This is a genomic window from Kribbella antibiotica (assembly GCF_004349055.1).
Lineage (GTDB): Bacteria > Actinomycetota > Actinomycetes > Propionibacteriales > Kribbellaceae > Kribbella > Kribbella antibiotica.
The window spans coordinates 107,197-120,320 of sequence record NZ_SMKX01000008.1 but is presented as its reverse complement, the minus strand read 5'-3'; the positions used below and the strand labels follow the sequence as shown (position 1 = coordinate 120,320).

12 protein-coding genes are annotated in these 13,124 nt (G+C 67.8%); 1 reads left to right on the top strand and 11 read right to left on the bottom strand.

The window, feature by feature from the left end; all coding sequences use genetic code 11:
- The coding region (locus E1263_RS04945) for a transposase (protein WP_165956474.1) at positions 1-235 on the top strand (235 nt) is incomplete at its 5' end.
- Between the two features lie 323 nt (positions 236-558).
- Here E1263_RS04945 and E1263_RS04940 read toward each other — a convergent pair.
- The 11 genes from E1263_RS04940 to E1263_RS04895 form a co-directional block, all read right to left on the bottom strand.
- On the bottom strand, positions 559-1,371 hold the full coding sequence (locus E1263_RS04940; protein WP_132165808.1) for a hypothetical protein: 813 nt from the start codon (positions 1,369-1,371) through the stop codon (positions 559-561).
- The gene (locus E1263_RS04935) at positions 1,371-3,851 is read right to left on the bottom strand and encodes an Hsp70 family protein (RefSeq protein WP_132165806.1); all 2,481 of its coding nucleotides are present in this window, start codon (positions 3,849-3,851) and stop codon (positions 1,371-1,373) included. Before E1263_RS04935 ends, E1263_RS04940 begins: the two co-directional genes overlap by 1 nt.
- On the bottom strand, positions 3,844-4,338 hold the full coding sequence (locus tag E1263_RS04930) for a hypothetical protein (protein WP_132165804.1): 495 nt from the start codon (positions 4,336-4,338) through the stop codon (positions 3,844-3,846). The genes E1263_RS04935 and E1263_RS04930 overlap by 8 nt, the downstream gene beginning before the upstream one ends.
- Positions 4,335-5,360: a serine/threonine-protein kinase gene (locus tag E1263_RS04925; protein ID WP_165956473.1), complete on the bottom strand. Its 1,026-nt coding sequence runs from the start codon at positions 5,358-5,360 to the stop codon at positions 4,335-4,337. The genes E1263_RS04930 and E1263_RS04925 overlap by 4 nt, the downstream gene beginning before the upstream one ends.
- Positions 5,357-6,499, bottom strand: coding sequence for a hypothetical protein (locus E1263_RS42540; RefSeq protein WP_165956472.1), 1,143 nt, complete (start codon positions 6,497-6,499; stop codon positions 5,357-5,359). Before E1263_RS42540 ends, E1263_RS04925 begins: the two co-directional genes overlap by 4 nt.
- Positions 6,500-6,586: 87 nt before the next feature.
- On the bottom strand, positions 6,587-6,958 hold the full coding sequence (locus tag E1263_RS04920; protein WP_132165800.1) for a hypothetical protein: 372 nt from the start codon (positions 6,956-6,958) through the stop codon (positions 6,587-6,589).
- A gap of 46 nt (positions 6,959-7,004) precedes the next feature.
- Complete coding sequence (locus E1263_RS44020) at positions 7,005-8,345, bottom strand: HAD-IA family hydrolase (RefSeq protein WP_132165798.1); 1,341 nt, start codon at positions 8,343-8,345, stop codon at positions 7,005-7,007.
- Between the two features lie 4 nt (positions 8,346-8,349).
- Positions 8,350-9,420: a M28 family metallopeptidase gene (locus E1263_RS04910; protein ID WP_202868721.1), complete on the bottom strand. Its 1,071-nt coding sequence runs from the start codon at positions 9,418-9,420 to the stop codon at positions 8,350-8,352.
- Positions 9,421-9,579: 159 nt separating this feature from the next.
- Positions 9,580-9,798: a hypothetical protein gene (locus E1263_RS04905; protein WP_132165796.1), complete on the bottom strand. Its 219-nt coding sequence runs from the start codon at positions 9,796-9,798 to the stop codon at positions 9,580-9,582.
- Positions 9,799-9,851: 53 nt separating this feature from the next.
- Complete coding sequence (locus E1263_RS04900; RefSeq protein WP_238161078.1) at positions 9,852-11,975, bottom strand: DUF8189 domain-containing protein; 2,124 nt, start codon at positions 11,973-11,975, stop codon at positions 9,852-9,854.
- A gap of 170 nt (positions 11,976-12,145) precedes the next feature.
- Positions 12,146-13,123 carry a GNAT family N-acetyltransferase gene (locus E1263_RS04895; protein WP_165956471.1) on the bottom strand — a complete coding sequence of 326 codons (978 nt, stop codon included), beginning with the start codon at positions 13,121-13,123 and terminating at the stop codon, positions 12,146-12,148.
- Between the last annotated feature and the right edge of the window lies 1 nt (position 13,124).

The following is a 13,124-nucleotide window of genomic DNA, read 5'->3' as shown; positions in this document are numbered from 1 at the left end:
TGGCCAGACCCACCGCCACCGCCTCAACCGAGGCGGCGACCGGCAAGCCAACAAAGCGCTCTACGTGATCGTCATCAGCCGACTCCGCCACGATCCACGCACCCAGGCCTACGCAGCGAAACGCACCACCGAAGGCCTGTCAAAGAAAGACATCATCCGCTGCCTCAAACGCCTCATCGCCCGCGAGATCTACTACCTCCTACGCCAACCAAACCCCAAGCCAACCGCTGCTTGACATCCATAGGAGCATCCAACTCTCGGCAACTCGTCGATCGCACGCTCAGCGTCGCCTCTCCACCCACCGGTACGACGGGTTGGACAGTGGCGCAGGTCCGTCCGGAGCGGAGTCTTGGGGTCGCGACGTGGGGCGGAGGGGCCGCGTAAGGCGCGAGCCGCGGAGCCGGCGGGACGTTGCGGGGCCGGCAGGCCGGGAAGGAAGCGCGGAGCCGGCGGGCGGTTGGTGGTGGGCGAGCGCCAAGGCCGGTGCTGCGTGGCGCTTTGAGCGCGGGTCAGGCGTTTTCGCGGGCGGAATGTGGCTGGTGGGTGCTCAAAGGTGGGCTAGGCGGTTAGTAGGAGGCTGACGGTTCGGTTGCGGACCGCGCCGGGGAAGAGCGGGTGGGCCTGGTCGCCGGAGGCGAGGGCCAACCGCGTTAGCGGCAGTCCGCCGGCGCGGGCGAGGTGTTGCGCGGCCGCCTGTGCCCGGGCGAGCGCCGTACCGGAGCCGCCTGCGGCGCTGCCTGGTACGACGACTGACTGGCCGACGACGGTGATCCCGGGGATGCCCTTGAGCTTCGGCGCTAGTCGATCCAGTACGTCGGTCGCTCCGGGTGCGAACGTCGTACCGGCGGTGAACAGGCCGCGGTCGAACACCACCCGTACGGCGCCTGGCTCGCGGAGGACTGTCACGCCGGGCGTTGCGACCGCGGCGGCAATCGCGTCCAACTGAGTGTCGTCGGGAGTAGGTGTCACGGTGGCGGGCGGTGCGGTCGTCGTGACCGTGATGGTCTGCGGCGCCACCGAGGGTTCCGCAACGACCGGATCAGGTCGGCTGACCGCCGCAGCTGTTCCCGTCGCAATCCCGCCAACTGCCAACACAGCAACGGCTACCGCGGCAAGTGGTCGGGCGATCGGCCGTTGCCGGGAGCGTCCAGCAAGCACGCGCCGAGCGAGAGCACGCTCAGGCTCGACGTCTTGAAGGGCTGCCCAAGTGTCGTCTGCCTCCTGCCAGCGGCCGAGCTGGGCGAGGACGCGTGCGCGGAGGTCGAGCGCTTCCACCGAGTCCAGGCCATCCAGTGCCTGCAGGGATTTGGCTAGCTCGCCTCGGCGCGCGGTGTGGGCCGCTTGGGCGACGGCCAGCTGTTCTTGGTTCATCAGCGGACCAGCCCCACAACCGTGCCCTGCTCGGACTGGGGGAGCAGCCGTACGAGCCCCTGGCAGATGATCATCAGCTCCTGCTCGTCACCGCGGGCTGCTGCCGACCGGCCGGCGGCGACCAGACGACGCGCTTCGGAGGCGGGCCGCATCGCCGACGTGTCCAGCGCGAGCTGGTTGAAGAGTCGGATGACGAACCCAGGCTGCCGACGTTCCAGCCCAATCAGGTACGACACGACCTGCTCGGTCTCGCGCTCGATCGACCGGATGTCCTGCCGGTCGATCGCATCGGTGGCGCGGGCTCGCAGGTCGGCCAGCTCGGCGCGGTCAGCCGCCCGGCCGATCCGCTCCGTCAATTCTTCAGCCTCGGTGAGCGTCTCCCGCAGCTCCCGCTCCTTGGCCGGTCGCTGCGCGGCCTCGTCGATGTCGTCCAGCTGCGCCTGCACTTCCCGCAACCGATCCTCAGCCGTCACCGCAGCCCCGGCATCCGAGGACGCGGCGCGCACCTGCTCGCGCGCTGTCGCCAGCGTGCCCTCCTCCTGCAGTCGCGCCAACCGCTGCTCGACCTCAGGGCTCGTCGCCGCCGATCGCTGCGCCTCCGCGACCCGCCGCTCCACGTCTGCCAGCTCATCGGCCAGCAGTTCGGCGTCCGGTGTAAGGATGTCGTCGAGGTCGATCTCCGCCTCGAACTGCGCCGAAATCAACGGTACGTCGGCCACTACCGTGACCAGGTTCGATTCGTCGACCTCGAACGTGACCTCGACCGCGGTCCCCGCCGGCAGGTCGATCCGGATGTCGACCGGCTTGATCTGCAGCATGCCGACCTGCCGGTTCCGGTCCGCCCGCGCCCGTTCGCCCTGCACCACAGGGATTCGGACCAGCGCCTCCGGGTCGGACCGGTCGAATGCGTGCGAGGTCCGGAAGATCTCGCGGACCCGCGTCGGCACCGCGGTCCCCTTCCGGAGCAGCGCAGAGAACTTCTGATCAGCCAGCGCGATCCCGAGTGAGTGTGTCAGCCGCGCGCCACCGAATTCGACATCCCGATGGGTGATCCCGAAGGTGCCGCCGGCCAATGGCAGCGGCGCGCCACTCCCGTCGTACAGCTCGATGACGAAGCGCGATGTGCGGTGCTCGTCGAGTTCGACCTCGGTGGCGAACGCGCCGACCCGGTTCACGGTGACGCGCCCGGTGCGGAACGGCGGTCGGCCCTCCGGGTTCGCGATCACTACGCTGTGCCCCGACCAGTCCACGTCACCCGCCGGGCCGCTCAGCCGACCAGCCACGGTCGGCCGGGTCGTGGTCGAGCTCGGCTCGTAGGCCAGCTCCACGCCGTACTCACCGACAGCTCGTACGACGAACTCCGGGGCCGGCCGCCGCATCGTCCCGGCGAAGATCGCCGCCCCGCGCGCCACCACCGTGGTCGGATCGATGCGGGTGTCGAGCTCCATCTGCAGCCCGTGCACCGGGTCGCTTAGCAGCTCGCGCAGACCGGGGGCGAGCGTCGCTCCGCCGACGAGCAGCAGTCGATCGATCTTGTCCGCACCTAGTCCACTCTCGGTCAGTGCCTCGCGGCACAGGTTGACCGCGCGGGCCCAGTACGGCATCGCGACGCCGTCCAACGCCTCCTTGGTCAGCGTGAACTCGAACGTCTCCTCGGAACCATCTACCACGAGCTCCAGCAGCAGCTCAGCATGATCGCGACCGGAGAGCTGGATCTTCGCCTGCTCGGCGGCGTGCTTGAGCCGACCGAAGTTCCCGCGCCAGATCGGGTTGTCCCGCCGGAAGTCCTTCAGCCCGAGGTCGCGCGCAGCGGCCGGTGCCAGCAGGCGTTCGACGACCGCCCAGTCGATCAGCTTGCCGCCCAGATACGGATCGCCTGCATGGTTGAGCACGCGCAGATCGCCGTCCCGCTTGCTGACCACGGCCGCGTCGAAGGTCCCGCCGCCGAAGTCGAAGACCATCCAGTACGCGCGTTCGTCCGCATCATCGAATCCGTACGCGAACGCGGCCGCGGTCGGCTCCTGCAGCAGCGGCACCGACCCTGTGAATCCGGCCAGCCGCGCTGCCTCCAGCGTCGCCTTGTTCTGGTTCAGCGCGAACGCGGCCGGGACCGTGATCACCACCGAGTCGGGCGCAGTACCGGCGTACCGGGCGGCGTCGGCGCGCAGCGTCTTGAGCACCTCGGCGGACAGCTGCGGCGCGGTCAGCGTCACGCCGGCCTTGCCGAACGTCCGGGTCGCATCCGCGAGCCCCATCTCGAGTTTGAACTCGATCGCGACGTTCTCCGGATCGGTCTCGGCGCGGTGCCGCGCCCGTCGCCCGACCCAGACCGTGTCCGCTTTCGGCAGCCACACCGCGGACGGCGTGATGTCGGACTGGTCGTCGTTGTTCTTCAGGATCCGTACGTCGTCATCGCCGGCGACTGCCAGAGCGCTGTTCGTAGTCCCCAGGTCGATCCCGAAATCGATCGTGTCACGCATCTCCGTCGCTCTCCTTCGTGTCCTCGGTGGTGGGCCGAGCGACGATCACTTCGCCGCGCTGGATCTGCTGGTCGTGGTAGTAGACCGAGGGACGCACGGTCTCGACGATCGTCTCTTCGGAAACCCCTGGATCGTCTTGGTAGACAAGGACATCCAGGGCGCGGCCCGCGCTGAACGCCGTACCGTCGTGTTCCTGCACCACCAGCCCGGCCGCGGCCAGGGCCTCGGCGCAGGTGCGCAGGTAGCGGCCGGTCTGCCGGTTCTCGGCCGACCGGCCGGCTTGGGTCAGCTTTCGCTGCGCCCGCCAGAGGCTCGTCGCTGCCTCGGCCAAAGCTTTGGTGTCCTCTTCTGGACCTGGCGCCTCAACAGGGATGCGGTCGAGCAGAGCGGCCAGCTCGGCCAGCTCCCGGCACTGCTCCTCGCTGAACGACGGCTCCGCGATCCGGATCTCGCGGTGTTGCCGCCATTGCCGGAACCAGGTCCTCACCAGATCACTCCTCTTCGCCACCGTGCCAGGTCCATCCAGTGCTGCAGACGCAGATCCGGTGCCAGGACGAACGCCTGCTCCATCAACTCCGCCGCCTGTTCCAGTTCGCCCGCTCCCGCCAGTGCCGTGGCCTCCTCGACTAACTCCTGAGCGCGCTGAGCAGGTGTCTTCGTCGTACGACGCCACTCGGCGAGCTGCTCAGCCAGCACCACTGCGGACTCGGTGCGATCGCGGGGGAGCGGGGCGAGTGTCTGCAGCAGGATGCGATCCAGTGCATCGTCGATCCGCGGATCGAACGCGCTGGGTGCGTGCGGGCGCCGCTTGAAGCGAGCTGCCGACCACTTGGTCACATCCGAGCCGTCGTCGTACGGGAGGAGGCCGGTCAGCAGCAGGTAGCCGATGACTCCGATCGACCAGACGTCCGATGCGGTCGAGTAGCCGAAGTTCCGCAGCACCTCGGGTGCCATGAACACGTAGGTGCCCTGTGCGCTGGCCAGCAAGGTGATGGGGTTCGCACTCTTCGCCAGTCCGAAGTCGGAGATGCGGATGCGCAGCCGCTCGGCGTCGTACCCGTACATGATGTTCGCCAGCGTCAGATCGCGGTGCAGGATCGGAGGCGTCCGCTCGTGAGCCGCAGCAAGCCCAGAAGCGAGCTGCTCGATCACCTGTACGGCGAGCTCGATCGGCAGCGCGGGGCGGTAACCGTCAGCCAGCTGCTGCAGTGTGCCGCCGGAGACGTACTCCATGGTGAAGTAGCCGCGCTGGCCCTCACTGGTCGATACGACGCCTGCGTCGAAGAGGCGGACGATGTTGGGATGCCCGAGTGTCGACAGCAGCCGCGCCTCTTCGAGCAGCTCGTCGGTGCCTTCGAGAGAGGTGACCTCGCGGAACACCTTCATCGCCTGCAGCCCCAGGTGCTCGTGACGCACCCGGTAGACCTCACCGAACGCACCGGCGCCGAGCTGCCGGTCCACGACCAGTGCCTCGCCGACGCGATCCCCGGGCGCCAGCAACGCCGTCACGAGAGGCCCTTGATCAGGAGGAAGATCCCGAACGCAACGAGTAGCAGGATGCCGATCGCGCAGCCGCACCCTTCCGCGTCCCACTGCGGTGGGGCGTTCCGCGGGCGGGAGGAGTTCTGTGCGTGGAAGTTGCCCTGGGTCGCGAGCTTCTTGGCTGCTTTGCGGTTCTCGGCGATCTTGGCGCGCGTCTCCGCGGTCCCGGCATACCCCTCGGCCTGGTCGAACAGGTGCATGATGCGTCGGTCGGAAACCGAGCCCTCGTTGGCGATTCCGACCGCACCGTTGTGGTAGACGAGCGCGATGTCGTCGCGCAGTGTCAGCGTCCGCTGGTGCTGCTCTGAGGGAAGCAGGACCTGGAGCCGGCGGTAGACCGGCAGCACACTTTGCTCCAGCTCGGTGACGACCGGATCGACATGCTGATGCCCCTGCTGCAGCTTGCGCCGCAGCGAGACGGTGGCGTCCTCGGCCCGCGCGTACTGCGGCCGCATCGCGTCGAGCAGCCAGCGCTGCCGAGCGGAGCCGCCGACGGGCCAGGCCTCGAACACCTTGGCCACCCGGGCCGGGTAGTCACCTGTGGTGGCCAGGTCGAGCAGGGGACCAGCCAGCGTCGCTGTGAGCTCACTGCGGATCTGGTCGACCGCACTCGCAGCCAGCTGCCAGTCGTCGAGCGACAGAACCCGGTTGCGCAGGTGCTGCCAGAACTGCGGGTCCTCCAGTGCTGTGTTCCAGCGTTCGCCCGCGCGCTGCCACATGGCTTGTGCGGCAGCAGGTGGTGGTGAGATCAGCAGCTCGATCGCAGTGGCGTGGGCGTAGACCGCCTCGTCATGCGCTTGGTGCACCGGGGTGTCACACCCGCAGTCGCCGTTCGGCCGGCCCCACTCGCCGAAGACCTCGTCAACGAGCCGCCTGCGTGGATCACCGAGCAGGCGGTCGAATGCGAGCCGCAGTTCGTCCGGGTCGGTCGATCCGGTCGTCTGCAGATCCGCACCGGCCTCCAGTACGGCGACCACGTGCTGCTGGCGGCGCCGCGTCGTACGGCGGTCCACGCTGGTGTTCAGATTAGTGACGTGGAAGGCGTTACGTTGATAGAGATCGCGGTTGGCGATCTCTCGCAACGCGGTCACGACGGCATCGGTCACACCGAAAGCGTCGCGTCAGATCACCATGCGTGGTGCTCGGTGACCTCAAGCTGACACGGGGCCTGCGGGACAACAGGCCCCGAGCCCTCAGCTACAGCCGAAGTTCACATCCGGTGTCGTCTCGACCTGGCCCTGCCAGCGCGCGACACCCTTCCAATAGCCGCAGTCCGTGCCCGGCCCGAACCAGGCCGCGCCACCGGAGTACGCATAGGCCTCGTCAAACTTGGTAAACGGACCACTCGCGCTGTCAGCACGCTGCAGCTCCACCAACACCTCGGTGACGCTCGTCGAACAGCCGTCGAGCGACACCGCGACGTACAGCATCGAGGCGCTGGAGTAGACGCCCTTCGCGATGTGCAGGTCGCACGCCTGTGCGCCGGTCGTGCTCGCCTGTGCCGGCGCCGCGAAACCGACCACACCGGCCGCCACTGCGACGACCGTTCCCAGAAGCTTCTTCATCCCAGTCCCTTCGGTTAGCAATTAACGGAAGAGCTAGCAGGTTAAGTCACTTGGTTACTGAGGTCGACCCTTTTGACGCCGCTGATAAAACCAATTCGTGGAGCGGTAGGTCGGCTGCGCTGCCCAGATCCAGGTCAGCGGCCTTCAGCGTCGCGGGTTCCACATACGGATTCGGGATCGCCACCGCGAACATCCCGGCTGCCTGCGCGGCGGCCACGCCGTGCGGGGTGTCCTCGACTGCGATCGCCTGCGCACCGGCCAGCTTGAGCCGTCGCAGCGCCAGTTCGTAGATCGCCGGGTCAGGCTTGTGGGTGCTGACCTCGTCGCCGGTGACGATCACGTCGAACAGGTCCAACGCGCCGACTCGCTTCAGATGGCCGCGAACCCAGTCGTTGGGCGAGCTGCTCGCGATCGCCGTCCGCAGCCCCAACTCACGGGCTGCCAGGATCCAGTCGCGAATCCCCGGCCGGAAGTCGAGCGCCGCATGCATCCGCTCCCGATGCGCCATCCGCCGCGTGTGGCTTGCCGCGCGGTCGAACTCCACGCCGACGGCGGCCGCCAGTACGGCGTACCGGTCCTCGGTCACGTCACCTCCGTGACCCGGCCAGAACTCGGTCATATCCAGCTGGAGCCCATGGAACCGCCATTCGGCCTGCCAGCTCTCGACCATCGTCGTCTCGGTGTCCATCAGGAGCCCGTCGAAGTCGAACACCACAGCCTGTACGTCGCCCGGCAGCAACCGACTGGCCAGCCGATGGACCTGCTCATCGGTCAAGCCGAGTCCAGCCAGGTAGGTGCGGACACCACCGAGTTGGCTCTCCACGTGCTCGAGTGAGCCGAGGATGGTCTCCGGTCGGGTGCGCGAAATTTCCGGGCCGTCTTGCAGTCCGAGGTTGACCTCGCTGATCGCATAGTCAGCGGCGATCACGTCACGCGGTACGCCGACCAGTTCGAGCAGCAGCGCGATCGTCAGGCCGGTGCGGTCCTTGCCGGCTCGGCAGTGGACGATCACCGGGCGGTCCGGGGGAGTGTCGGCGATCGCCTGGAAGATGCGGCTGATGTTGGCCGCGTTCCGGCTCAGGCTGTTGCGGTAGACGTCCACCAGGTTGGGCTCGGCGGCCGCGTCGCGCAGCGCCTCGGCTGCGGGGTCGATCCACGGGATCCGCTGGTACGACGGATGGTCCGCGAACGGATGTGGTTGCTTGAGCTCCCAGTCGGACCGGAGATCGAGGATCAGGCCAGGGTCGACGGCCACGAACTCCGCCTGGCCGTCCGCATCCAGCAGCTCGGGGGTATCAGTGCGGAACAACCTTCCGGTGGCGGTTGGTACGCCGTACCGGGTTGGGAAACCACCGACGTCACGGGCATTCAGGCATCGACTCCACACCCCCTCACCCTACGGCGAAGACGTCGATGCGGTTCGGGCCCCAGGAGACGATCGAGCCGGCTGGCCGGGGCCGAGTGGGTAGTGGTTCCAGCCAGGTGGCCAGGGCAGCGGTGTTCATTCGGAGGATCTCGGCGGCGAACGGCCAGTTGAGGAAGTTGAGGGTGTCGTTGGCGGAGTGGATGTGGGTGTTGGCGCTGTCGCTGCCCTCGATGGTGAGGACGGCGGGGATGCCGGCGGTGATGAACGGGACGTGGTCGCTGGCGAACGGGCTGAGGGAGGTCTCCACGGTGAGGCCGGTGTAGGTCGCGGCCGCGGTGGCGAGGTCGGTGATGAGCGATTGGGAGACGGGCGCGCCTTCTAGGAGGACGGTGGGCGTGGGGCCGTTCTTGCTCGCGATCATGTCCAGGTTGAGGACGGCGCGGATCCGCGCTCGCTCGGCAGGCGGGAGCGCGGCGACGTACTGCTTGCTGCCGTAGAGCCCTTCTTCCTCACCACCGAACAGAATCAGCCGGATGCCGTGCCGCCAACTGGTGCTCGCGAGCACGCGACCGAGCTCAAGGACCCCTGCGGCTCCACTCGCGTTGTCGTCCGCCCCTGGAGCTGGCGCATTGGCTCCACCCGTCAGGTTGATGGAGTCAAGATGTGCGGTGATCAGTACGACGCTGTTGGTAGTGCCTGCGCGCTCCCCGATGAGGTTCTGCGATGGTTTCGTTCCAACGGTGATCGACTGCCGCTTCGTTTGGTAGCCCAGGGCAACCATCTGCTGCTCCGCATGCTCGACCGCGGTGACGAACGACGCACTGTGCGAATGCCGCGTCGGCAAACTCGCCAACCACGTCACCTCCGCCTGGTACGACGCCAGATCCAGCTGCCCGACCAGCGCAGCCGCCACCGGATCAACCCGCGCAGTCGCAACCTCCGGCTGGTCGACCACCGTCCCGGCGCGCAGAGTTTCGATCCGCCAGCAATGATTCGACCGCCGCTTCGGTCGATCCGCCGCCGAAATCACCAGGTGCCGCCCCCGGTCGAGCAGCGGCTTCACCTCGGGAAACGCGTCCTGGAAACTTCGCCCCACCTGAGTGACCAACAACAACCCGGGTGCGCGCCGCCCAGCCCCAGCATCCCCCCAAACAACAGCCTGCTCACCGAATCGAGCCACCTTCGAGTCACTTGTTCTCTTGGAGACTGTGTCCAGGTCGGCTGTGGATACGACGCGGTAGCGGATGGTGGGCATTCAGTCCTCCCAGCGGATTTCCAGGCGGTCGGGCGTGGCGCTGACGATCCTGCCGTCCGTGAGGCCGCCGTCGGAGGTCCAGCGGCCGGCGGGGCGAGCTTCCGGGGCGTCACCCCGGCCGAGGGCGTACTCGACCAGGGTGCCGTCAGGGCGGAACTGCACCCCCCGCCGGCCGCGGGCCGGCGGGAAGGCGTAGTCGTCGCGGCGGTAGACAGTCACTCCGTCGTGGTCCTCTTCGAAGGAATGCGTCCACCGCCCCGGCAGGTGGGTGGTCAGCTCAGCACCACCTCTCCGAGGGACGGCTCAGTGGGGATGTCGGTGGGGATGGTGAGTTTGAAGTCCGAGATGGTCCCGCCGAGTGCTTCGTAGCCGTCGATGGACGGTCCCCAAGCGGTTCCGTCCCACCACTTGTGGTAGAGCTGCTTGTCGGTTCCGGTGACGAAGACGTCCAGCCGGTTCGGCCCCCACGAGACAACGCGTGGCTCGTCGGTGCAGACCCCGCCTTGGTACTCCCAGCCCGACCAGGCGTTCCCGTCCCACCACTGGTGATACAGCGCTGAGTCGGTGCCGAGCACAAAGACATCCAGCCGGTTCGCGTCCCACGAGACCACGGTCGGCGCCGTGGTGCAGACACCGCCGAGCGATTCCCAATCCGACCACGCCGTACCGTCGAACCACTTGTGATACAAGGCGGAGTCCGTCCCGATCACGAACAGGTCGAGTCGATCGGGGCCCCAGGCAACCGCTCTTGGCGGCGAAGCGCAGATGCCGCCGAGTGACACCCAGCCCGACCACGCCGTACCGTTCCAGGACTGTTGGTAGACCGCGTGGTCCGTCCCGAGGACGAACACATCCAGCCGATCAGGGCCCCAGGCAACGACCTCCGGCGGACTCATGCAGGTCCCGCCGAGCGATCCCCAGCCGGACCATGCCGTGCCGTTCCAGGACTGCTGATACAGCGCTCGATCAGTCCCCAGTACGAACGCATCAAGCCGGTTCGGCCCCCACGTCGCCACCCGCGGCGGGCTCATGCAGACGCCGCCAAGAGACGCCCAGCCGGACCACGCCGTACCGTCCCAGGACTGTTGGTAGAGCGCGTGATCAGTGCCAAGCACGAATGCGTCCAGCCTGTTTGGCACCCACGAAGCCACCTCGGGTGCGCTCAGACAGGTCCCGCCCAGCGACTCGTAGCCGGTGACCGACGGGCCCCAGGCTCCCTCCCACCATTTGTGGTACGTCGCCAAATCCGTCCCGAGCACGAACGTGTCGAGCCGGCCCGAGCCCCACGACACCACCGAGCCCGCAGGTTCCGGCGTACCGGATCCGCTGGCACCGGCGACAGGCAACGCCGTACGGACTGTGTCGAGGCAGGCCTCCATCCGCGCCGCCTGGTCGTGGGTGAACATGACCATGCCGCGGTCGTCGGTGTAGTCCATGTAGTTGACGAACAGATCGCCGTTCGGCCCGTTGCTGCACGACAACTTCGGGAACGTCGGTACGCCGAAGTTCGGCCCACCGGCGTTCGGGGTGTCGGCGCATTCGTCGGTGCCGCTGCAGCCCGTGCCGTCGTCGCCCCAGATGTGGAACAGGTTGAGGTAGTGGCCGACCTCGTGCGTCGTCGTCCGGCCGAGGTTGAACGGCGCGGCCGCCGTACCGTTCGTGCCGAAGCCGGAATGCAGGATGACCACTCCGTCGGTGTTGGCCGGTCCGCCCGGGAACTGTGCGTACCCGAGCAGGCCACCGCCGAGCTGGCCGACCCAGATGTTCAGGTAGCGATCAGTCGGCCACGGGTCGACCCCGCCGGTCGCGGACGATTTGATCCGATCGTCGGTCCCGAACGACGCGCTCGTCGTCTGGGTCCGGGTGACCCCGGTGGTCGGGTTGCCGGCCGGATCCTCGGTCGCCAGGAAGAACTCGATCCGCGAGTCCGCGACCAGTCCGGTGAACGGCGCCGGCACGATCCCGACATCGCCGTTCGTCGCCCGGAAGTCCTGGTTCAGAACGTCGATCTGGCTCTCGATCTGGGCCTGCGAGACGTTCTGCGCGGCCGTCTTCCACACCACGTGCACCACGCACGGGATTCGCACGACACCGCTGAACCGTTGCTGGCGGGCCACGTACTGCGTTGTCGCGTTCTCCAATGCCGACCGAGCGGCGGCGTACTCCGGTGAGGCGGACAGCAGCCGCCGGTGCACATCCATTACGCCGCACTGGCGTCGTACCGGGTATTCCGTGCGGCCGGTCCCGGTGTCCATTGCGCCGGTCCCACCCGCCGCCGTATTCATCGCGCCACCACCCGGCGCCGCGTTCATGTCCGCAGCGCCCCCGGTCGCGCTGCTCATCCCCGTGTCCGGCGTGCCGTTCGCCGACGCTCTCCCGTTGGCCTTCCTCGGCATGTCCTTCCCCCTAACGCAGGGGCACTTGAAGCAGGTCGAACCGTCGAGCAGACACCCCCAGTACACCCCACGGCCGAAGACGGCTCGTTCCGCCTTCCCCGCCGAGCAGTCGGCCCCCAAGTCACTGCTCTGGTTTCACCATCCTCCGATCACGCCCAGCGCACAACCCCTTACGAGACTGGTAATTCCCAACTAGTCCGCTGTGCAACCGGCCGGAAGCCGAGCTTGTCGTTGACCGCGATCATCGGCGCGTTCTCCGGTGCGTTCCACGTGTGCAGTACGGCGGGCCGCGCGACGCCGGCCTGCAGCGCGCGCAGGTTGGGCGCCTTCACTGCGATCCCAAGTCCGTTACCACGATGGGATCTGCGGACATACGTGTCGTACTGCAGCAGCCGGTCCGGCGTTTCCGGCGTACCGCCCATCTGCGTGTACGCCGCCAGTTCGCCGCTCGCAGTGTGGACCGCGGCTGTGGCATAGGTGAAGCGTCCTTGAGCAAGCCGCCGTCTTTCGGCATCGCGAATCAGCTCCGGCGTCCAATGGACCGTCTCCGTGATCCGCTCGCCGGCCGGCACGTCCTGGCTCATCCCGGTCTGCAGATCGGCGAACTGCTCGATCCATTCATCGGGGGTGTGCTCACGCCACTGCACAATCTCGTACCCAGCAACGGGTTTCTCCGCAATGACGATCGGAAGGTCGAGCACTTGATGCAGCTCCGCGTGCTTGCGGACAAACCCGCGCGCGGCGGCGAACGCCGTACCGGCGCTGTCACCCGTCACCGGATCACCCGTCAGAATGCCACCCGCCAGCACGTTCCGTCCGTCGGCCCGGGCCCGCTCGACCGCAACCTCCAGCAACCGCGACCCGAGCCCACGCCGCCGCCATTCCGGCAGTACCGCGATCTCCACGTCGACCGTGTCAGTGGTCCCCACCAACCACCAGTCGAACCAAGCCACCCCGACCCAGACGCCATCCACCACCAGGCCGAGCCCGTCGGCCCGCGCCTCCGCATGCTCGCCCGCCATGAGAACCCGAGACTCCTCGAGCCCCATCCCCACCGGAAACTCCAGCTCCTGCCGTACGCCGAACTTCACTGCGTGGAACTTGTCGAATACCTCGGGGTCTCGCCCGTCCACCGCCACGATCTCCATG